This window comes from Streptomyces sp. NPDC055078, from assembly GCF_053607985.1.
This window is the reverse complement of the sequence record NZ_JBSGUP010000069.1, coordinates 1-21,405: the sequence shown is the minus strand read 5'-3', so window position 1 is coordinate 21,405 and position 21,405 is coordinate 1. Positions and strand designations below refer to the sequence as shown.

13 protein-coding genes and 3 tRNA genes are annotated in these 21,405 nt (G+C 72.1%); 8 read left to right on the top strand and 8 right to left on the bottom strand.

Features of this window, described 5'->3' with window-relative positions; translation table 11 throughout:
• The 4 genes from ACWF94_RS09090 to ACWF94_RS09075 form a co-directional block, all read right to left on the bottom strand.
• Positions 1 to 415: DUF5682 family protein (locus tag ACWF94_RS09090; protein WP_453486175.1), on the bottom strand; the 415-nt coding region annotated here is incomplete at its 3' end.
• A 310-nt stretch (positions 416 to 725) separates the two neighbouring features.
• Positions 726 to 1,880, bottom strand: a complete 1,155-nt coding sequence (locus ACWF94_RS09085; RefSeq protein WP_453486174.1) for an ATP-binding protein — start codon at positions 1,878 to 1,880, stop codon at positions 726 to 728.
• Positions 1,877 to 6,976: a hypothetical protein gene (locus ACWF94_RS09080; RefSeq protein ID WP_453486173.1), complete on the bottom strand. Its 5,100-nt coding sequence runs from the start codon at positions 6,974 to 6,976 to the stop codon at positions 1,877 to 1,879. Before ACWF94_RS09080 ends, ACWF94_RS09085 begins: the two co-directional genes overlap by 4 nt.
• A complete protein-coding gene (locus ACWF94_RS09075) occupies positions 6,973 to 7,848 on the bottom strand; it encodes a DUF4132 domain-containing protein (RefSeq protein WP_453486171.1) in 876 nt (291 codons plus the stop codon). The genes ACWF94_RS09080 and ACWF94_RS09075 overlap by 4 nt, the downstream gene beginning before the upstream one ends.
• Positions 7,849 to 7,998: 150 nt before the next feature.
• Here ACWF94_RS09075 and ACWF94_RS09070 point away from each other — a divergent pair, with 150 nt between their 5' ends.
• The 5 genes from ACWF94_RS09070 (at position 7,999) to ACWF94_RS09050 (ending at position 14,613) form a co-directional block, all read left to right on the top strand.
• Positions 7,999 to 8,184, top strand: a complete 186-nt coding sequence (locus ACWF94_RS09070; protein ID WP_453486169.1) for a hypothetical protein — start codon at positions 7,999 to 8,001, stop codon at positions 8,182 to 8,184.
• A 151-nt stretch (positions 8,185 to 8,335) separates the two neighbouring features.
• On the top strand, positions 8,336 to 9,703 hold the full coding sequence (locus ACWF94_RS09065; RefSeq protein WP_453486167.1) for a deoxyguanosinetriphosphate triphosphohydrolase: 1,368 nt from the start codon (positions 8,336 to 8,338) through the stop codon (positions 9,701 to 9,703).
• A gap of 152 nt (positions 9,704 to 9,855) precedes the next feature.
• The gene (locus ACWF94_RS09060) at positions 9,856 to 11,118 is read left to right on the top strand and encodes an NAD(P)/FAD-dependent oxidoreductase (RefSeq protein ID WP_453486165.1); all 1,263 of its coding nucleotides are present in this window, start codon (positions 9,856 to 9,858) and stop codon (positions 11,116 to 11,118) included.
• Positions 11,119 to 11,172: 54 nt separating this feature from the next.
• The gene (gene dnaG / locus ACWF94_RS09055) at positions 11,173 to 13,095 is read left to right on the top strand and encodes a DNA primase (RefSeq protein ID WP_453486163.1); all 1,923 of its coding nucleotides are present in this window, start codon (positions 11,173 to 11,175) and stop codon (positions 13,093 to 13,095) included.
• A gap of 228 nt (positions 13,096 to 13,323) precedes the next feature.
• The gene (locus ACWF94_RS09050) at positions 13,324 to 14,613 is read left to right on the top strand and encodes an RNA polymerase sigma factor (RefSeq protein ID WP_453486161.1); all 1,290 of its coding nucleotides are present in this window, start codon (positions 13,324 to 13,326) and stop codon (positions 14,611 to 14,613) included.
• A 202-nt stretch (positions 14,614 to 14,815) separates the two neighbouring features.
• Here ACWF94_RS09050 and ACWF94_RS09045 read toward each other — a convergent pair whose 3' ends face one another.
• The 4 genes from ACWF94_RS09045 to ACWF94_RS09030 all read right to left on the bottom strand — a co-directional run bounded on the left by ACWF94_RS09045 (position 14,816) and on the right by ACWF94_RS09030 (position 20,615).
• A complete protein-coding gene (locus ACWF94_RS09045) occupies positions 14,816 to 16,726 on the bottom strand; it encodes an ABC transporter ATP-binding protein (RefSeq protein WP_453486177.1) in 1,911 nt (636 codons plus the stop codon).
• A gap of 86 nt (positions 16,727 to 16,812) precedes the next feature.
• Positions 16,813 to 18,546 carry an ABC transporter ATP-binding protein gene (locus ACWF94_RS09040; RefSeq protein ID WP_453486159.1) on the bottom strand — a complete coding sequence of 578 codons (1,734 nt, stop codon included), beginning with the start codon at positions 18,544 to 18,546 and terminating at the stop codon, positions 16,813 to 16,815.
• A gap of 287 nt (positions 18,547 to 18,833) precedes the next feature.
• Positions 18,834 to 20,279, bottom strand: a complete 1,446-nt coding sequence (locus ACWF94_RS09035) for an FGGY family carbohydrate kinase (protein ID WP_453486157.1) — start codon at positions 20,277 to 20,279, stop codon at positions 18,834 to 18,836.
• A gap of 36 nt (positions 20,280 to 20,315) precedes the next feature.
• The gene (locus ACWF94_RS09030) at positions 20,316 to 20,615 is read right to left on the bottom strand and encodes a YtxH domain-containing protein (protein WP_453486155.1); all 300 of its coding nucleotides are present in this window, start codon (positions 20,613 to 20,615) and stop codon (positions 20,316 to 20,318) included.
• A 178-nt stretch (positions 20,616 to 20,793) separates the two neighbouring features.
• Between ACWF94_RS09030 and ACWF94_RS09025 the strand changes: the two genes are divergently transcribed.
• The 3 genes from ACWF94_RS09025 to ACWF94_RS09015 all read left to right on the top strand — a co-directional run bounded on the left by ACWF94_RS09025 (position 20,794) and on the right by ACWF94_RS09015 (position 21,197).
• A tRNA-Asn gene (locus tag ACWF94_RS09025) sits at positions 20,794 to 20,866 on the top strand.
• A gap of 5 nt (positions 20,867 to 20,871) precedes the next feature.
• Positions 20,872 to 20,944, top strand: a tRNA-Asn gene (locus ACWF94_RS09020).
• 179 nt (positions 20,945 to 21,123) lie between these two features.
• Positions 21,124 to 21,197, top strand: a tRNA-Ile gene (locus ACWF94_RS09015).
• Positions 21,198 to 21,405 lie beyond the last annotated feature (208 nt).

Below are 21,405 nucleotides of genomic sequence, written 5' to 3'. Positions count from 1 at the left end.
GGGCGGCCGAGAGAGCCCCCGAGCGATGGGGTGATGCCGCCCGGGCGCCCGTGGCCGGGTCGTCGGGTTCGGCGTCTCCGACCTCAGCCACCGGTCTGCCCGCGCGGTGGACCGCTGTCTCCCGCGCACCGGGAGCGGGGCCCACGGGCTCGACGCCCCCGCCCCGAGCCGCCCGTGCGCCGAGCGGCAGATCGAAGGGCACCACCTCCACGCCCGCCTCCCGCGCCCAGCGGATCGCCGCCAGCTCCGGGGAGAACTCCGCGAACGGCAGGAAGACCAACCCGGTCCCGCTGCCCGCCAGCGCGACCGGAGGCACCGTCGCCGGGTCGGCCAGATGCTCCAGCCACGGCGCGAACTCCTCCGGCAGCTCGATGAACAGCACCTCCGGCGCCGCCTCGGCCAGGAGTGCCGGCACGGCCGCCGCCAAGGCGGGGGAGTGGTGCCGTACTCCGATCAGATACGGGTCACGGCACCCCGCGAGCGAGGCCAGCGCCTCCTCGGGCGACCCCGGAAACCCCCGCGACCCCGGCGATCCCGGAAACCCCGGCGATCCGAGCGACCCCGGCGTCCCCGGATGCCCCGGCGACTCCAGAGAACCCGACGACCCCGGCAGGTCCGCCGGATCGCCCACCACGGGCGCCCCCGTTCCCCCGCCGGAGTCCGTCACCCCGGCCCCTTCCACACCTCCGCCGGCACCCGTCCCCCCGGCGGAGCCCTCCGGCGCCTCACGCGAGTTCATCGCGCAGCTCCCACAGCGTCCGCCACAGCGGCGCGCCGCCCTCCGCCCGGCGCCGGACCGGCCCGTCCCAGTACCCGAGGAGCCGGGCGTGGTCGGACGGGTCGTCCTTGCGGACCGTGCCCAGCAGATGACCCGGCAGGGTGCGCACGACATCGCGCCCGTCGCTCAGATACGCCGCACCGAGCCCCATCGAGGTCGCGACATGCACCGCCTCCGCCGTGGACATCACCGTCGAAGGCCGCTCGATCTCCCAGCCCTCCGCGCTGCGCCCGGACCGCAGATCGCGAAAGGCCGTCACCAGCGCCTCCAGGACCGCGTCGTCCACCCCGAACCCGGCACCCGTACGCGCCAGCGCCGCCGTGGCCTGCCCGCGTACGAGCGCGGTCTCGGCGTCGAGGTCGGCGATCGGGCCGACCTCCTCGAAGTTGAACCGCCGCTTCAGCGCGGCGGACATCTCGGACACGCCCCTGTCGCGGAGGTTCGCCGTGGCGATCAGGGTGAAGCCGGGCACGGCATGCACGGTGCCCTCGTCGGGGCCGCCGCCTCCCGCCAGCTCGGGCACGGACATCCGGCGCTCGGAGAGCAGCGAGACCAGCGCGTCCTGCACCTCGGGCAGACAGCGGGTGACCTCCTCGATGCGGGCGACCGCGCCCCGGGTCATCGCGGTCAGCACCGGGGAGGGCACCAGGGCCTCCCGGCTCGGGCCCTTGGCGAGCAGCATCGCGTAGTTCCAGCCGTAGCGGAGCTGGTCCTCGGTGGTGCCCGCGGTGCCCTGCACGGTGAGGGTGCTGGAACCGCACACCGCCGCCGACAGCAGCTCGGACAGCATCGACTTGGCGGTGCCCGGCTCACCGACGAGCAGCAGCCCCCGCTCGCCCGCGAGCGTCACCACGCACCGCTCCACCAGCGCCCGATCACCCACGAACTTCCGGGAAACGGCCAACTGCCGCCCATCGCCCGCCCGCAGCGGCTCACCGCCCGAACCACAGACGAACAGCACCACCGCACGCGGCGTCATCCGCCAGCCAGGCGGCCTCGGCCCGTCGTCGTACGAGGCGAGGAACGCCAGCTCCTCGGCGTACCTGTCCTCCGGCAGCTCCAACTGCCGCGTACCGGTCGGCGCCCTGTCGACCCCAGTCATCGCGAACCTCCCCTGACCCTGCGGACCTGGTACTCCTCGTACCTCGGTGCGTCGCCGTCCTCCACCCGCTGCCAGGCCGCCGCGAACAGTTCGGCCACCGGGCGGTCCGGCACCGCGAAACGGTGACCGTCCAGCGGCAGCAGCGCCGACTTCCAGCTCTCGACGGGCAGCAGCGGCGCCTTCCGGTCCAGCCAGCCACCCGGCAGGAAGAGCGAACGCCCGGCCCGGGGCCGTTTCGCCTGCACCACCAGATTCGTGGCCGCCAGCTCCCCACGGGCCGCATTCAGCCGCGCGGCCTTCCAGCCGGTCCACTCCGCCAGGTTCCTGTCGGTCGGATCGGGCAGCGCCAGCAGCATCAGATACACCGTCGCCACGTCCTCGGAAAGCCCGAACCGCTCCACCACCCGCGCCACCACCCCGGGCGAACCGTGCGCCGGGCACTGCGGTGCGCCCGCCGGCCCGTCGGCCGTCACCAGAGCCTCGAACTCCTCGCTGAGCAGCGTCCGCAGCGCCGCCAGCGGCTCCTGCTCACCGGCCACCCCCAGCAGCAGCTTCAGCGTCGGATGGTCCGGACCCGCGTCCGCTCCCGTCACCAGCGGCGCGGGCCTGAGCCACACCTCGTCCCACTCCGCGCGATAGCTCATCGGGGTGAGCACCAGCGTGTCCGACAGCTCGACCAGACCCTCCTTCGCGTCCTTGCCGCGCTTGCCCAGACCGTGTGCCCGGCGCACCCGCGCGGAGATCGGCTTGCCCTCGGTGTCCCAGTCCACACCGACGTCCAGCAGCAGCGCCGGGTCGGCGAGCCGCTCCCGCAGCATCCGCAGGGTGACCGGCAGGACCGCGCGCAGGGGATCGCCGAAGGGCAGCCGGTAGGCCAGCCAGGCCAGCGTGTGCACATAGGAGAGCAGGTCCTGCCCGGTGAGCAGCTTCTCCGGCTCGGCGGGCATCAGATCGTCGTCCTCGTCGAGCCGCTGCTCGGTGCGCCCCGTCAGTTCCGGCTGGAACTCGGGGTTGAGCACCTGGTCGAGTGGCGTGCCCGGACCCCGCTCGGCCACCGCCCGGCCGACCAGCCAGGAGGGCGCGGCGCGGCGCCTGCCGCGCCTGGCCACCCAGACCTCGCCGAGTGGCCCCAGCTCGAAGCCCTTCGTCCACAGCTCGTCCACCCGCTGCGGCTCCAGCGGCAGCAGCAGACCGGTGTACAGCTGCCGGTCGGCCGGGGAGAGGGCCTCCATCCGGGCGCGGCCGTCCCTGGCGTCCGCGCTCTTGAGCCCCAGCGGCGTCAGATAGTCGGCCGACAGCAGTCCTGCCCGGCCGTACTCTTCGAGGCCCGGCAGACCGAGCTGGAGCAGCGCTCCCGTCACGGCGCCCACACCGACCAGCTCGCCGAACTCCTCGGCCTGCTCCGGCCGGTACGGCACCGGTCCCCGCGCCCGCACGGTGTCGACGAGCCGGCGCAGCGCGTCCGCCCGCACCGGGTCGCCGGCGCTGCCCAGCACATCGGACCCGGTCTCCGTGAAACCGTCCCAGCCGCCGAAGTCACCGGCCGGGTCGTACTCGACGCCGATCCACGTCGCGAAGGTGCCCTCGGCCCGGGAGCACCCCGTGATGAGCAGCCGGCGCGGCCCCGAGTGCCGCACCTCCCCGAGCCGCCGGCCGGGCTCCCCGGTCCACTCGCCCCGCAGCTGAACGACCCGCAGCCGCCCCCGGGGGTCGGCGAGAACCGCGTCCCCGTCCGCCCGTACGCCGAGCGCGGTGTCGATGAACTCCAGCAGCGTGTCCCGGTTCTGCCGGGTCGTCGCCGGTGACGCCGCACGCACGGCCGCCGCCGCCAGCCCCGCGCCGGGCAGCGAAAGCCACTCCACGCCGGTGTTGCCGATCTTGACCTGGGTGGTACCGGCACCGGGCGCCAGCACCTGCCGCAGCGCCCGGATCTGGTCCATGGCCGTGGTGGTGTCCTGCTCCCATGAGTACCCGCCGTAGTGGCGCCGGGAATCCGTGAGGCTGTTCAGCGCCTGCCGCAGCCGGCCGTCCTGGGTGAACCGCACCTCCGGCTCCGCACCGGATCCGGGCCGCGCCTCCGCCGACTCGGCGAGGGAGCGGATCCGCCGGGCGTGCCGCGCGCCCTCCCGGACGAGCGCGGCCACACCGGCCAGCAGCCCCGCGTGGGTGATCTCCGGCAGCACCTTCCGTACGGCGTCCGCCGCCTCCGTCCCGTCCGCGACGGCCTTCAGCAGCGCCTGGGCGTCCGCCCCGGTCATCGAGCGCAGCGCCAGCGACCCGCGCTCGTCGCGCGGACGCAGCGCGTGCCAGTACCCCAGCGGCGGCACCACCACGGTGCCGCCCGCGTACACCCCGCCGTGGTCGCCCTCCGCGACCGACGCCAGCAGCAGACCGCCGGCGTCGTGAAACGCGATCCGGCCCTGGTAGCCGCGGGACTCACGCGGGTGCAGCACGGCACCGCCCGGCAGCCGCAGCGGCGGCAGCGGAATCCCGTCGGTCAGATACTCCGGCCCGCGGCCCTTGGGGACGGCGATCGCCGGACTGCGGCTGCCGTCCACCGAGCAGGCGGTGAGGGTACGGGTCCGCGGATCGAACCGCACCCACCAGCCGGTCAGACCGCCCGCGGCGCCGAACGGCGAGGACTCGTGCCCCGGCTGCACGGGCAGCAGCCGACAGGAACTCGCCATCAGCGTGCCCCCGCCCTCGGCCAGGGCAGAATCGAAGAACGCCGGCATCGAGATCCGGCCCCTGCGGGCCGACTCGGGGTCGTAGTCCCACCACTCGCCCTCGTGCAGCACCCAGATCGAGACACCGTCCGAGGCGATCTGCCGCGCCTCGCCGGCGAACGAGGTGTCGCCCGCGTACACCGGCCGTCCACCGAAGGTGCGGCTGCCGTCCGGCAGTTGAAGCGACGGCGACTGATACGAGACGTACTGCTCGGGCAGCATCCCATCGGGCTTGAAGACATCGGCGGCCCGGCCCGACCAGCTGGCCCGGCGCTCGTCGCCGTACCCGTTGACCGTGAGCCACTGGCCGCCGACATAGCGGATCAGCGGGGAGCGCCCGTGGTTGTTCTGCGCCGGGAGGGAGAGCGTCCGGCGGTCGACCACGGCCTGCGCGTCCACCGCGACGGCCCGCATGCCCAACCGGACGACCAGCGCGGGCCAGGCGTCCGACAGGGCGTACCAGTCGTCGTTGCCCCGGCCGCGACCGCGCGCGGCCTCGGGGCTCGCCTCCCCCAGCTCGCTCAGTGCCTCCTCCAGCGCGGGCCAGCCCAACTCGTCCAGGATGCCGGTGCGCAGGGTGTGCGCGAGCGCCTCGGCGGGGGAGAAGGACGTGATCCGGGCGACCGCGTCCGGCGCGGTGCCCAGCGCCGGGGAGGACGCGAAACCGGAGAGCCTCCTGAGCTGACGGTCCAGCTCCGGCAGGCCGATCGGCCGGGCGAGGTCATCGGCCCGGTCGGTGAGCCAGCCGCCGACCACGGTGCGCAGCGCCGGGTGCCGGACGAGCCGCTTCATCGGCCCGGACACCGAACCGGTGCCCGCCACCCGCTCCACACCGCCGCGCAGCACCCGGGCGAACCGGGCGTCGGCGACCAGCGCCGCGAGATCCCTGCGCCCCTCGCGCTCGTCGGACAGCCAGGGCCCGAGCTCCAGGTGCTCCATGTCGTCCGCAGGGGGCTCGACCGGCACGCCCAGGGACAGACACAGATCGAGAAGGTCGAGATCGACGGTGACGCGCCAGCCGCCGTGCAGGAGCTTCAGCTCGTCGCCGGTCGCGATCAGCCGGTCCGCGAGCCGCTCCACCAGAGCCAGTTCGCAGGTGAGGCGCTTGGTGGCACGCCAGCCGCGCTGCCGGTGGACGCTCCAGGACGACAGCCACGCGGCGGCCGGGACCGTCCCGTCCAGCAGCAGCCCGATCGACCCGCACCGCTCAAGGAGCGCGAGCCAGGACGCGTCGAACTCCTCCGGACTGTCACCGCCCGTCTCCGGCAGCAGCGCCAGCAGCCGCTTTCGTACCGCCGGGTCCTCGGAGGCGACGGCGGACAACGCGGGGAGCGCCGACTTCCAGAAGCTCCCCGAAGCGCGCTCCACCGCCGACGTATGGATGATCTCCCTGATCAGTGACCGCTCCTCGGCGGCGGCATCGAGGCCCGCGCTCTTCGCGAGCCGCCGCAGATCCTCCAGCACGCCCGCGTACGGGGTGAGTCCGGCCCGGCACCGCTGAGAGGTGACCACCCGGAACTCCTCGAACGCCAGCGGCGCGGGCAGCCGCTCGCCCAGCCCCTTCGCGTAGTCCCGCAGGGCCTTGCCGCTCAGCGCGCCCGCCCCCGCGAATTCGAGGAACACCTCGCGCAGCCGCTCCTCGTCCACCGGCAGTGCGTGCCGCTGCTCGGCCGCGCGCGCCTTGCCGAAGTACACCGACGCCTGCTGCCGTGCCTCGACGGCCAGAAACAGCCGTCCCGCCTGCTCGTAATACGTCGGCAGGAAGTGCGGGACGGATCCGTCCAGACGCTCCCCGATCTCGTCGAAGCCCTCCTTCGCCAGGCCCGGTTTGGTGGCCACCAGGCGCGCGAGCCGCTCCATCTCCTTGACCACGGCGAGCGCGTGGTGACCCCGCGCCGGGTCATTGACCAGGGCCCAGGCCGGGAAACCGAGCGACTGCCCCTTCACCCGCCCCACCGGCACCGAGGTACCGGCCTCGAACCCCAGATACTCCAGCGCCAGATCCTCGGCGGGCGCGATGGTCTCCGGCACCAGCCGCACCACCGTCCGCCCGTCGAGCGCCGGATGGCCGTACTTCCGCGCCGTCAACACAACGCTGCCGCCCGACGTGCCGCCCGACGTGCCGCCCGACGTGCCGCCTGACGTGCCGCCCGACGCGCGGCCCGGCTCCTTGCGCGATGCCTCGCCCGAGCCTGTGCCACCGCGCGAGCCTGTGCCACCGCTCGTGCCACCGCCCGTGGTTCCTCCGCCGACGAGCGGCAGTACCGCCCCGGCCTCCAGCAGTCCGTCCACTGATCCCCCCGTAGTGCTCTGTACGTCAGCGCTCTGTGCGCCGCCGTGCCGCGCCTCGGCTCCGCGTGTCCCGCTCACCGCAACTCATCCGCTTCGTCCACGACGACCCGGCCCGCGTGGATGAGGGCGGCCATCCGCTCGCCCTCCGACCAGGCGACCGGACCCACCTCGGCCAACGGCAGCCGCTGACCCTCCTTGTCCCGCCACTCCAGCGCGCCGGTGTACGCCTCGGAGTCGGGATGGTCGGACCCCAGCCAGTACGCCGCCTCCAGCGCACGACCGTCCTCCACCAGCGGGCACAGCGCCTGGCCGCCGCGCACCCGGTAGCCCATCGACACCGCCCGCGCGGTGGCGTGCCGCAACTGCTCGAACTTCCCCTGCGCGTACGCCTGCCAGCTGCTGCCGCCGACCTCGTCGGGCCGCCGCCACACCTCCCGGAACAGCTGCTCCACCCGCTGCTCCACCCCGAGTTCGACCGCGAACTCGCGCAGGTCGTCCAGGTCCTTCAGGAGCACCGGGTGGGGTATCAGCACGCTCTCGCAGCTCAGCCGCACCGAATCACCGTCCAGGTCGACGATGCCCACCCCCTTGCCGGGGTCCGCGTCCCGCAGCAGCCCGGCGCGCTCCATGTCGGCCGCGCGGTCCGGCCCCACCGGCGCTATGACCAGATCCCGCAGCGCCGAACGCCACGCCGGGTCCGGCCAGACCCGCGCCAGCAGCGCCACCGGCACCGGAAGGGAGCGCACCAGCCAGGCGTCGACCTGCTCCCCGCACTCCCGCTCGTGGCGTACCAGCCACTCGGAGAGCTGACGCAGCCGCACCACGACGGCGTCGTCCCTGAGCTTCGGCGGCACCTGCTTGAGGGTTCGTCCCGCCGTATTGCGGCACAGGACATCCGCCCCGTCCAGCGCCACGGCGTACCCGCCGCTCTCTGTCTCGATCCAGCCCATGGCAAGACCGCCTCCCCAGACGTACCGGTTTCGATGACGATTACAGTAGGTGACGGGTCTGACAGCCCGCTCCCGAGCCCGTCCGCCTGTGGATAACTCCCGTCACCGCAGCGCAACGGCCCCGCAACCTCGGTCGGCCAGCATGGCCCCATGACCGAGCCGGCACACCTCCGCGAGTCCACGCCACTCGACACCACCGCCCAGCTGCTCTCCCGTATCACCGACGCGCTGGGCAGCCGACTGAGCCAGGTCAGGCTCAACGGAACACCCAGGCAGCCGCACCCGGCCGACCCGGCCCCGCCCGCCACCCGCTCCGGCGCCGGGACACGGCGCTGAGGACGCGCCCGGCGCGGGAACGGAGGATCTGAGGACCATGTCCGGCGCGGGAACAGCAGATCTGAGGACCATGTCCGGCGCGGCGGCGAGAACTCGCCCCCGCGCAGCCCGCCCGCCCCCGTCTGTCACAGGCTCCGGTTACCTTCGGTGCATGGCAGGCACCACCAGCACCACCCCACCCGGGCCCGGACCGCAGGGGCACCCCACGACGTACGGCGGCATACACGAGAGCATGCACGGCATGCGCGACGACATGTACGACGAAGCGGCCACCGCCCGCTGGGCCCCCGAGCCGGACAAGCGCCCCGGCCGCACCGCCTTCCAGCGCGACCGCGCCCGGGTGCTGCACTCCTCCGCGCTGCGCCGGCTCGCCGGAAAGACCCAGGTCGTCACCCCGGGCACCCGGAACCAGGCGTGGGACGCCAGCCCCCGCACCCGGCTGACCCACTCGCTGGAGTGCGCCCAGGTGGGCCGCGAGCTGGGCGCCGCCCTCGGCTGCGACCCGGATCTGGTCGAGGCCGCCTGCCTCTCCCACGACATGGGCCACCCGCCCTTCGGGCACAACGGCGAGGTCGCGCTCAACGACGTCGCCAAGGACTGCGGCGGCTTCGAGGGCAACGCCCAGTCGCTGCGGCTGCTGACCCGTATCGAACCCAAGAGGTTCCTCCGCACCGAGGGCGGCGACCTGGTGAGCGTCGGGCTGAACCTCACCCGAGCGGCCCTGGACGCCGCCACCAAGTACCCATGGCCGCGCGGCGGCCACCCCACCGACCCCGACTCGGTCAAATTCGGGGTGTACGAGGACGACCTGCCCGTCTTCGACTGGGTACGCGAGGGGGCGCCCGCGAACCGCAAGTGCTTCGAGGCCCAGGTCATGGACTGGTCCGACGACGTGGCCTACTCGGTGCACGACTTCGAGGACGGGCTGCACGCCGGGCACATCGACCCCGGCCTCCTGCTCGCCGGGCCGGAGCGCCGCGCGATCTGGCAGGTGGCGATCGGGCGGTACGTACCCGCCGACACCGACCCCGGAGAGCTGGCCGACGCCCTGGACCGGCTGATCGGCCAGGAGTGGTGGCCGCACCAGTACGACGGTTCGGCCGTCGCGCAGTCCCGGCTCAAGGACGCCACCAGCCAGCTCATCGGCCGGTTCTGTCTCGCCGCCGAGGGCGCGACCCGCCAGGCGTACGGCACCGGACGCCTCACCCGCTACGCCGCCGAGCTGGTCGTCCCCCGCGAGGCGCGCAACGAGTGCGCGGTGCTCAAGGCCGTCGCCGACCGCTATGTGATGCAGCGCGCCGAACAGGAGGCCCTGCGCGCCGACCAGCGCGTCGTCCTGGCCGAGCTGGCCGAGGCGCTCACCGCCCGCGCGCCGGAGAGCCTCGACCCGCAGTTCCGCGCGCTCTTCACCGCGGCCGAGGACGACCGGGCGCGCGGTCGGGTGATTGTGGATCAGCTCGCGTCCCTCACCGACGCCTCCGCCCGGACCCTGCACGCCCAGCTCACGGCCCGCCGCTGAGCCGTCCGCCCGCCCCCTGGAGGCCCTACGGGATGACACGCCCGGGACACTCCCTCTTCCGCCATCACGCTCCGTGCGGGACGCTCGCTGGAGGCTGTGTGGCGTAGAAGCAGCGTTGAACCAGCAGCGCAGAAGCAAAGAGGAGGCATCAAGTGGTCGACGGACATCGGACATTCGTCATCGTCGGCGGTGGTCTCGCCGGGGCCAAGGCCGCCGAGACGCTCCGTGCCGAGGGGTTCACCGGGCGAGTGATCCTCATCGGTGACGAACGCGACCACCCCTATGAGCGCCCGCCCCTGTCCAAGGGCTACCTCGCGGGCAAGGAGGAGCGCGACAGCGTCTTCGTCCACGAGCCCGCCTGGTACGCGCAGGCCGATGTCGAGCTGCATCTCGGCCAGTCCGTCGTGGCCGTCGACCGGGTGGGGAAGTCGGTGGAGCTGGGCGACGGAACCGTCCTGCACTACGACAAGCTGCTGCTCGCGACCGGTGCCGAGCCACGGCGCCTGGACATTCCGGGCACCGAGCTGGCCGGTGTCCACCATCTGCGCCGCCTCGCCCACGCCGACCGCCTCCGCCATGTGCTCAGCGCCCTCGGCCGGGACAACGGCCATCTGGTCATCGCGGGCGCCGGCTGGATCGGCCTGGAGGTCGCCGCCGCCGCCCGTGGCTACGGCGCCGAGGTCACCGTCGTCGAACCGGAACCGACCCCGCTGCACCAGGTCATCGGCCCCGAGCTGGGCCAGATCTTCACCGAGCTGCACACCAAACACGGAGTCCGGTTCCACTTCGGCGCCCGGCTCACCGAGATCACCGGCCAGGACGGCGTGGTGCTGGCGGTACGGACCGACGACGGCGAGGAGCACCTCGCGCATGACGTCCTCGCGGCGATCGGCGCGGCCCCGCGCACCGGGCTCGCCGAAGCCGCCGGTCTCACGCTCGCCGACCGGGCGCACGGCGGCGGGGTCGCCGTCGACGCCTCCCTGCGCACCTCCGATCCCGACATCTACGCCGCGGGCGACGTCGCCGCCGCCCACCATCCGCTCGTCGGCACCCGGCTGCGTGTGGAGCACTGGGCCAACGCCCTCAACGGCGGCCCGGCCGCCGCTCGCTCCATGCTCGGCCAGGACGTGTCGTACGACCGCGTCCCCTATTTCTTCTCCGACCAGTACGACCTGGGCCTGGAGTACTCGGGCTGGGCGCCGGCCGGGTCGTACGACCAGGTGGTGCTGCGCGGGGACGCGGGCAAACGGCAGTTCATCGCGTTCTGGCTCAGCGGGGGCCGGGTGCTGGCGGGGATGAACGTGAATGTGTGGGACGTCACCGCGCCCGTCCAGGACCTCATCCGCTCCGGCGCCCCCGTGGATCCCGTGGCCCTCGGCGACCCTTCCGTACCCCTCACCTCCCTCATCGGGTGACGGGAGTTGTCCATGGCAGTCGGGAGTGTCAGCGGGCCACCGTAGAATTCACGCGTGGCAGGCAGGATCAACGATGACGACGTCAAGGCGGTTCGGGACGCGGTCCCGATCGACGCCGTCGTTTCCGAGTACCTCCAGCTCCGCAACGCCGGCGGCGGCAATCTGAAGGGGCTCTGTCCCTTCCACGACGAGAAGAGCCCGTCCTTCCAGGTCAGCCCGAGCAAGGGGCTCTTCCACTGCTTCGGCTGCCAGGAAGGCGGCGACACGATCGCCTTCGTCATGAAGATCGACCATCTCACCTTCTCCGAGACGGTCGAGCGACTGGCCGCCACCGCGGGTATCACCCTGCGATACGAGGAGGGCGGGTACAACCCCAGCCATCAGCGGGGCGAGCGCATCCGCCTGGTGGAGGCGCACAAGATCGCCGCGCAGTACTACATCGAGCAGCTGGAGACGAGCCCCGAGGCCGAGACGGGCCGTGCTTTCCTCGCCGAGCGCGGTTTCGACCACGCCGCGGCCCAGCACTTCAGTGTCGGCTACAGCCCTCAGGGCTGGGACCATCTCACCCGCTTTCTGCGCGGCAAGGGGTTCAGCGACAAGGAGCTGATCCTCTCCGGCCTCTCCCAGGACGGCCGCCGGGGCCCCATCGACCGCTTCCGGGGCCGGCTGATGTGGCCGATCCGCGACATCTCCGGCGATGTCGTCGGTTTCGGCGCGCGCAAGCTCTACGACAGCGACAACGGCCCCAAGTACCTCAACACCCCCGAAACCGGCATCTACAAGAAATCCCAGGTGCTGTACGGCATCGACCTGGCCAAGAAGGAGATCGCCAAGGCGAGCCGGGCCGTGGTGGTCGAGGGGTACACCGATGTGATGGCCTGCCATCTGGCGGGGGTGACGACGGCGATCGCGACCTGTGGCACGGCGTTCGGCGGCGACCACATCAAGATCCTCCGCCGGCTGCTCATGGACCATGCCACCGCCGAGGTGATCTTCACCTTCGACGGTGACGCGGCCGGTCAGAAGGCCGCGCTGCGCGCCTTCGAGGACGACCAGAAGTTCGCCGCCGAGACCTCGATCGCGATCACCCCGGGCGGGATGGACCCCTGTGAACTGCGGCTCGCCGACGGCGACGCGGCGGTCCTCAAACTCGTCGAGACCCGTACGCCCCTCTTCGAGTTCGCCATCCGCCAGGTCGTGCTGCGGCACAATCTGGAGACTCCGGCCGGCCGGGCCGCCGCGCTGGACGAAGCCGCGCCCATCGTCGCCGGGATCAAGAACATGGCGATCCAGCACGAGTCGGCGGTGCAGCTCGCGGGCATCGTCGGCATCCTCGACACTCAGTTCGTCGTCAAGCGCGTCGCCCAGCTCGCCCGCTGGGCCCGCGACCGGGGCGGTCGTGGCCCTGCCCCCTCCCGTACCGGCACGCGGCAGCAGCCCGCCGCACCGCCGCCCGAGGTGTCAGCGGGTCCCGGGGGGCCAGGGGGCCCCGCGCTCAACCTCCGCAGCCCCGCCCACCGCACCGAGCGCGAGCTGCTCAAGCTCGCGCTCCAGCACCCCGACCTGGTCTCCCCGGCCTTCGACGCGTACGGCGTGGACGAGTTCACCGCGCCCCCGTACGCGGCGGTCCGCCAGACCATCGCCGAAGCGGGCGGCGCCGAGCAGGGCACGGCGGACAGCCCGGGCTACCTCGCCCGGGTCCGCGACACCGCGCCCAATGACTCGGTGCGCGCCCTGGTGACCGAGCTGGCCGTCGAGGCGGTGCACTGCCGGACGGTGGACGAGAGCTATGCGGGGGTGCAGCTCGTCCAGGTCCGGCTGCGCGCGGTCGACCGCCGTATCCGGGAGGTCCAGGGCACCCTCGCCCGCCTCGGCCAGCACGCGGACCCCGAGCAACACACCGCGGTGGCGAGCGAGCTGTGGGTGCTCCAGCAGTACGCCCAGTCCCTCCGCGACCGGGGCGCCGACGCCCTCTGACCCCGCGCCCCGGGCTCTGACCCCGCACACCCCGGCCCCGGACGCCCAGCGCGTCCGGCCGGCTCGGGCGACGGCACCCGGCTCCGTAGGCTCCGGTTCCCCGCGCTCTCGGCTCCGGTTCCCGGCCCTGTCGGCTCCGGTTCGGTAACCGCCCGGTCACGCACTGGACTCAGAAAGTCCTCGCACGCCCCTCGTGGCCGCTGTGTGTCGTACCCCACACTGGGGGCGGTGCCTGAGTCCTCGGAGCGCGGCCGGTCCACCCGAAGTGGGCCTCTCACCCCCGCGGATCCGCTCATCGTGTACGGGACGGACAGCGGCCCGGCCGCCCCCGTCCCGCTGCCGCACGCCCCCGAACCGGCAGCGATCACCCTGGAGGTCGCCCCCGTGCAGACCCAGACCCTCGCCGACACCCTGAACCGGACCGTTACCGAACAGCTGACGGAGCCCCCGAGCAAGACGGAGGCCGTCGCCGCCGTGCCCGCGCAGAGCCTGCCCCCGCACCATCCCGAGTCCGTGCCCGAAGCCGCATCGGAGAGCGCCGCCGAGGACGCGGTGGAATCACCCGACCCGCCCGAGCACACCCCCGCGGCCCGCGCTGACAACGGCCCATCCTCCGACCTGTTCCGCCAGTATCTGCGGGAGATCGGCCGGATCCCCCTCCTCACCGCCGTCGAGGAGGTGGAGCTGGCCCGCCGGGTCGAGGCGGGTCTCTTCGCCGAGGAGAAGCTCAGCAACACCCCGGACATCAACAACTCCCAGCTCGCCGTCGACCTCGACCGGCTCGTCGTGATGGGCCGGATGGCCAAACGACGTCTGATCGAGGCCAACCTCCGGCTCGTCGTCTCGGTCGCCAAGCGCTATGTGGGCCGCGGGCTGACCATGCTGGACCTCGTCCAGGAGGGAAACCTCGGCCTGATCCGGGCGGTGGAGAAGTTCGACTACGCGCGCGGCTACAAGTTCTCCACCTACGCCACCTGGTGGATCCGCCAGGCCATGTCCCGGGCACTCGCCGACCAGGCGCGCACCATCCGCGTCCCCGTCCATGTCGTCGAGCTGATCAACCGGGTCGTACGGGTACAGCGCCGGATGCTCCAGGAGCGCGGCCATGAACCCACCCCCGACGAGGTCGCCGCCCAGCTGGATCTGCCGCCCGAGCGGGTCAGCGAGGTGCTGCGGCTCGCGCAGGAGCCGGTCTCCCTGCACGCCCCGGTGGGGGAGGAGGACGATGTCGCGCTCGGTGACCTCATCGAGGACGGCGACGCCGCGTCGCCCGTCGAGTCGGCGGCCTTCCTGCTGCTGCGCGAGCACCTGGAGGCGGTTCTCTCCACCCTCGGCGAGCGGGAGCGCAAGGTGGTCCAGCTGCGGTACGGGCTGGTCGACGGCAGGCCGCGGACGCTCGAAGAGATCGGCCGGATCTTCGGTGTGACCCGCGAGCGCATCCGCCAGATCGAGTCCAAGACCCTCAACAAACTCCGCGACCACGCCTTCGCCGACCAGCTTCGCGGCTACCTGGACTGACCGCCCTTACGGCCCGGACCGGCGGCGGACCGCCCGTACCCGGGTGGACCGGACCTGCCCGGACCTGCCCGCGCCGGCGGCGGACCGCCCGTACCCGGGTGGACCGGACCTGCCCGGACCGCCCGGACCGCCCGGACCGCCCGGATCTGCGACGGGACGGACCGCCCCGTACCGCCCGGAACCGCGACCGACCGGACCGTGCTCAGTCGACCTCCGCCACCGCCTGCGCGAACTGCGCGGAGTACAGCCGTGCGTAGGCACCCCGCGCGGCCAGCAGTTCGTCGTGGGTGCCCTGCTCGACGATCGCGCCGCTCTCCATCACGAGAATGACATCCGCGTCCCGGATGGTGGAGAGCCGGTGCGCGATGACAAAGCTCGTCCGCCCATGGGCGAGACGGGCCATCGCCTTCTGGATCAGCACCTCGGTACGGGTGTCCACCGAACTCGTCGCCTCGTCCAGCACCAGGATCACCGGGTCGGACAGAAACGCCCTGGCGATCGTGATCAGCTGCTTCTCGCCCGCGCTGACCCCCGAGCCCTCGGCGCCCTCGTCGCCGATCACCGTGTCGTAGCCGTCGGGCAGGGTGCGGATGAACCGGTCCGCGTGCGCGGCCCGCGCCGCCTCCTCGATCTCCTCGCGCGTGACCTCGCGGGAGGACCCGTAGGCGATGTTGTCCGCGATCGTGCCGCCGAAGAGCCAGGTGTCCTGGAGGACCATCCCGATCCCGGACCGCAGGTCCTCCCGGGACATCTTCGCGATGTCCACGCCGTCGAGACTGATCCGGCCGCCCGTGACCTCGTAGAACCGCATCAGCAGATTGACGAGCGTGGTCTTGCCGGCGCCGGTCGGGCCGACGATCGCGACGGTGTGACCGGGCTCGACACTCAGCGACAGATCCTCGATGAGCGGCTTCTCCGGGTCGTACCGGAACGCGACCTTCTCCAGCGAGACCTGCCCGGCGGGCCTGCCCGCCCCCTCCGACGACGGCGCGTCGGCCTCCTGCTCCTCGGCGTCCAGCAGCTCGAAGACCCGCTCGGCGGACGCGACGCCCGACTGCACCAGATTGGCCATCGACGCGACCTGGGTCAGCGGCATCGAGAACTGGCGGGAGTACTGGATGAACGCCTGTACGTCGCCGATCGACAGGGTCCCGCTCGCGACCCGCAGTCCGCCGACGACCGCCACCAGCACATAGTTGAGGTTGGACACGAAGAACATCAGCGGCTGCATCACCCCGCTGTTGAACTGCGCCTTGAAACCGGCCTCGTACAGCGCCTCGTTCTGCTCGGCGAAGTCCTTCGCCGACTCCTCCTGCCGCCCGAAGACCTTCACCAGCGCATGACCGGTGTACATCTCCTCGATATGCGCGTTGAGCTTTCCCGTCGACTTCCACTGCTGGACGAAGTGGGGCTGTGAGCGCTTGCCCACCCTGGTCGCCACGACGACCGACAGCGGCACCGTCACCAGCGCGACCAGCGCCAGCAGCGGAGAGATCCAGAACATCATCGCCAGGACGCCGAGGATGGTCAGCAGCGAGTTGATCAGCTGCCCCATCGTCTGCTGCAGGGTCTGCGAGATGTTGTCGATGTCATTGGTGACCCGGCTGAGGATCTCGCCGCGCCTGGCCCGGTCGAAGTACGACAGCGGGAGGCGCGACAGCTTGTGCTGGACGTCCTCGCGCATCCGGTACACGGTCCGGTTGATCACCGTGATCGACAGCCGGGAGGAGACCAGTGCCAGCAGGCCGGACACCACGAACAGCCCGAGCGCCAGCAGCAGCACCTCGCCGACCGCCCCGAAGTCGATGCCCTCGCCGGGGGTGAAGGCGACCCCGGAGAGCATGTCGGCGAGCCCGTTGTCGCCCTTGTCCCGCAGGGCCTCGATCGCCTGAGCCTTGCTGGTGCCGCCCGGCATGCCCCGGCCGACGACCCCGGCGAAGACCAGGTCGGTCGCCCGCCCCAGCACCATCGGCCCGACCGCGGAGAACGCGACGCTCAGTACCCCGGCCGCCAGCATCATCCACAGCAGCGTCCGGTCCGGCGCGAGCTGCCGCAGCAGCCGCTTGCCCGAGCCCTTGAAGTCCATGGACCGCTCGACCGGACCCACCATCATGCGCCCCGCGGGTCCGGCCGGCCGGGGCCCGCCGCCCTGCCCGCCGCCCTGCCCGCCGCTCTGTCCGCCGCTCTGTCCCTGTCCGCTCATGCGGCCTCGGCCTCCGTCAGCTGCGAGAGCACGATCTCCCGGTAGGTCTCATTTCCCGCCATCAGTTCGCGGTGGGTACCCGTGCCCACCACGCGCCCCTCGTCCAGGACCACGATGCGGTCCGCGTCACGGATCGTGGACACCCGCTGGGCGACGATCACCACGGTCGCCTCGGCGGTCTCGCGCCCCAGCGCGGCGCGCAGGGCCGCGTCCGTCGCGTAGTCCAGGGCCGAGAACGAGTCGTCGAACAGATAGATCTCCGGGCGCTGCACCAGTGTCCGGGCGATCGCGAGCCGCTGCCGCTGCCCGCCGGAGACATTCGTCCCGCCCTGCGCGATGGGGGCGTCGAGCCCGCCCTCCAGCTCTCGTACGAAGTCGGCGGCCTGCGCGACCTCCAGCGCCTGCCACAGTTCCGCCTCGCTCGCGCCGGGCTGCCCGTACCGCAGATTGGTGGCCACCGTGCCGGAGAAGAGATACGGCCGCTGAGGGACGAGCCCCACGGTCCGCGCCATCAGCGCCGGTTCCAGTTCGCGGACGTTCACCCCGTTGACGAGCACCTCGCCGCCCGTGGCGTCGAAGAGCCGGGGCACCAGCCCGAGCAGGGTGGACTTGCCGCTGCCGGTCGACCCGATGATCGCGGTCGTCTCGCCGGGCCGCGCCACCAGCGCGACATCGCGCAGCACGGGCTCCTCGGCACCCGGGTAGCAGAACTCCACATCCCGCACCTCCAGATGCCCGTGCCGGAGCAGCTTCCGTACGGGAGCGGCCGGCGGCACCACGCTCGAATCCGTCCCCAGCACCTCCTCGATCCGCTCGGCGCAGACCTCGGCGCGCGGGACCATCATGAACATGAAAGTGGCCATCATCACGGCCATCACGATCTGCATCAGATACGCGAGGAACGCGGTGAGCGCCCCGATCTGCATCGCCCCGCTGTCGATCCGGTGGGCGCCGAACCAGACGACCGCGACGGACGAGACGTTCACCACCGTCAGAACGGTCGGGAACATCAGAGCCATCAGCCGGCCGGTGGCCAGTGACACATCGGTCAGCTCGGTGTTGCCCGCCCGGAAACGGTCCTTCTCGTACTCGTCGCGGACGAAGGCGCGGATGACGCGATTGCCGGTGATCTGCTCGCGCAGCACCCGGTTCACGGTGTCCAGCCGCTCCTGCATGGTCCGGAACAGCGGGCGCATCCTGACGACGATCACCGTCACCGCCGCACCGAGCACGGGCACCACGGCCAGCAGCACCGCGGAGAGCGTCACATCCTGGCCGAGCGCCATGATGATGCCCCCGAAGCACATGATCGGCGCGGAGACCATCAGCGTGAACGCCATCAGGACCAGCATCTGCACCTGCTGGACATCATTGGTCGTACGGGTGATCAGCGACGAGGAACCGAAGTGCCCGACCTCGCGTGCGGAGAAACTCTGCACCCGGTCGAAGACGGTGGCGCGGACATCGCGCCCGAGAGCGGCGGCGGTGCGGGCACCGTAGTAGACGGCGCCGATGTTGCAGACGACCTGCACCACACTGACGCCGATCATGACGCCGCCGAGGCGCAGGATGAAGCCCGTGTCCCCCTTGACCACCCCGTCGTCGATGATGTCGGCGTTGAGCGTGGGCAGATAGAGGCTGGCGCTGGTCTGGAGCAGTTGCAGCAGAACCAGCAGGGCGATCGGTTTCTTGTACGGACTCAGGTACGTCCGCAGCAGTTTTATCAGCACGCGGTCTCTCGGGGTCGACAGAATGGGGGGCCGGAGGCACCCCCATCTTGCGCCACCGGGGCACATGATCCCCAAGAGAATTATTCAAGGACCGGTCAAGATACGGGGCATAACCATGGATAGCGGCCCCCCTGCCCCGGCCGGATCACGACCCTCTGGTGCGCCGGTCCGACGGCGCGGCGGTCCGACGGTGCGGTGCTCTCCTGGCGCGGTGCTCTCCTGGCGCGGCGGTCCGGCCGGCGCGGCGCTGGTGACGTCGCTCCCCTGATGTCCCGCGCTCCGTGCTTCTACGGTGCGGCGGTGAAGGCTCCCGGATGCAGTTGCTCCCGCGTCGCGCCGTACTGCTGGCGCACCGCCTGGCCGACGGCCAGTTCGTCACCGGGCTCCAGCAACTGCGCGGCCGCGTCCTGCCAGACGGGCGGGGTGCCGGGGGACAGTGTCCCCTGGGACACGCCGAGGGCCCAGGCGGCCTGCCGCGCCGCGCCGAGCGCCGCGTAGTCGGCGGGCTGCGGTACGACGACCTGCGCGCCGAAGATCCCGGGGGCGGCGGTCTGGACCGCGGGCAGCCCGGCGCTCGCGCCGAGCAGAAAGACTCTGCGCACCTCCACCCCGCGCCCGCGCAGGACGTCCATCGCGTCGGCGAGCGAGCAGAGCATGCCCTCGAAGGCGGCCCGCGCCAGATGCTCGGGCTTCATCGACTCCCGGCGCAGCCCGGTCAGCGTGCCCGCCGTGTGCGGCAGGCGGGGGGTCCGCTCGCCTTCCAGATACGGCAGCAGTACGAGCCCGGATGAGCCGGGCGTGGACTTCATCGCCAGGTCGGACAGCTCTTCGAGACTGTCGAGACCGAGCAGGTCGGTGGCACCGCGCAGCGCCCGTACGGCGTTCAGGGTGTGCACCACCGGCAGATGCATTCCGGTCGCGTCCGCGTACGAGGTGATCATTCCGCTGGGGTCGGCCAGGGCCTCGTGGTGCACGGCCATCACGGAGCCCGAGGCCCCGAGCGACACCACCACATCGCCGGCCCGGACGCCGAGCCCGAACGCCGCGGCCATCGTCTCACCGGTCCCCGCGGAGATCAGCAGCCCCTCGGGCGTGGTCCCCGCGGCCTCGGCGGGGCCGAGCACCTCGGGCAGCGCGCACTGGTGGCCGAGCGCCAACTCGACCAGATCGGGCCGGTACGACCCGGTGCCCGCCGACCAGTATCCGGTCCCGGAGGCACTGCCCCGGTCCGTGGTCCTGCGGACCGGCCGCCCCAGCAGCTGCCACACCAGCCAGTCGTGCGGCTGGAGCACCCCGGCGACGCGCTGCGCCGCCTGCGGTTCCGAGCGGGCCAGCCAGCGGAGCTTCGCCACCGGGAGCGCGGCCTGCGGCACCGACCCGACCGCCTCGGCCCACGCCTGCCGCCCGCCCAGCGCGTCGATCAGATCCGCGGCGGCCACCTGGGCCCGCTTGTCGTTGCCGAGCAGCGCGGGTCGGACGAGCGCCCCCTGCTGGTCCAGCGGCACCAGCCCGTGCTGCTGGGCGGAGACCCCGATGGCCTCCACCCCTTCGAGCAGCCCCCCGGCCGCCGCCTCGCCGAGCGAGAGCAGCCACGCCTGCGGGTCGATCTCGGTGGCCTTCGGGTCCACGGGGTGCGCGGCATACCCCTGCCGCAGTACGGCACCCGTGTCCGTGTCACAGACGACGATCTGTGTGAACGCAGACGAACTGTCCAAGCCGGCGACTATCCCCATGGGGGAAGATTCTGCCCCACCCGCGGCGCGGCGGTGTCAGGTGTTGCTGGTTCCCCAGTCGTCCTCGCCGTTCGAGCCCCGCTCCCGCAGCGACCGTACGCGCTCCGCGACGGACTCGGGCATCCGGTCGCCGACCTTGTCGCTCACGGCGTGGAACGCCTTGCCCGCCACCTGCCGGCCGTTGTGCGCGGCGGATTCGGCGGCGTTGCGCACGGCGGGGTTCTGTGAGAACTCCCGTACGGATTTCTTCAGCTGCTCGTAGCGCTCGCGGCCGGCCCGCGTACCGATCACGTAACCCAGAGCCAGTCCGACGACGAACGTGACCTTGTACCGCATGGCGCTGCCACCCTTCTCCTGCGTACGTCGGTGCCCGGCGCCTACCCGTCGCGACCCGTGATCACGCGGGCCATACCGATTGGCGGAGCACCCCCCTGCTTGCGCTAATGTATGTGTCGCAGCGACCACACGCCCCCCGGGATACCCCGGTTGGGTACGTTCGGTGCAAACGCGACTATCCCCTGTAGCTCAATTGGCAGAGCAGCCGGCTGTTAACCGGCAGGTTACTGGTTCGAGTCCAGTCGGGGGAGCGCGATCCCCTGTAGCTCAATTGGCAGAGCATTCGGCTGTTAACCGGAGGGTTGCTGGTTCGAGTCCAGCCGGGGGAGCAGAGTCGGAACGGGACCCCTTGAGGGTCCTTTTTCGTGTGTTCTGCACAACTTCTGGAACCGCGCAGGGGGCAGCGCAGTCTTGTTGGTTGAGCGTTGCCGACCATCCGAGGCAGGAGATCGTATGAGCGGCTATGCTGCGGCAGACGGCGCGCACATTTGTGCGCGACGCGCCGTTAGGGGCGGTAGCTCAGCCGGTTAGAGCAGCGGACTCATAATCCGTCGGCCGTGGGTTCGAGTCCCACCCGCCCCACCGAGCGGCACCCGTGCAGAATCGTTCTGACCAGCCGAAACGTAACAGCAAGGGCTGCCCCTCAAACCGGGGCGGCCCTTCTTTCACCCTGCGGCCCTTCTTTCACCCTCAGGCCAGGATCCAGGGGAGCCGGGGCACAGCACGCGCGGCACGTCGGTCGGCGCACCGGTCGGCGAACACGTGCGGGGGCCCCCGGCCTGTCCCGGCC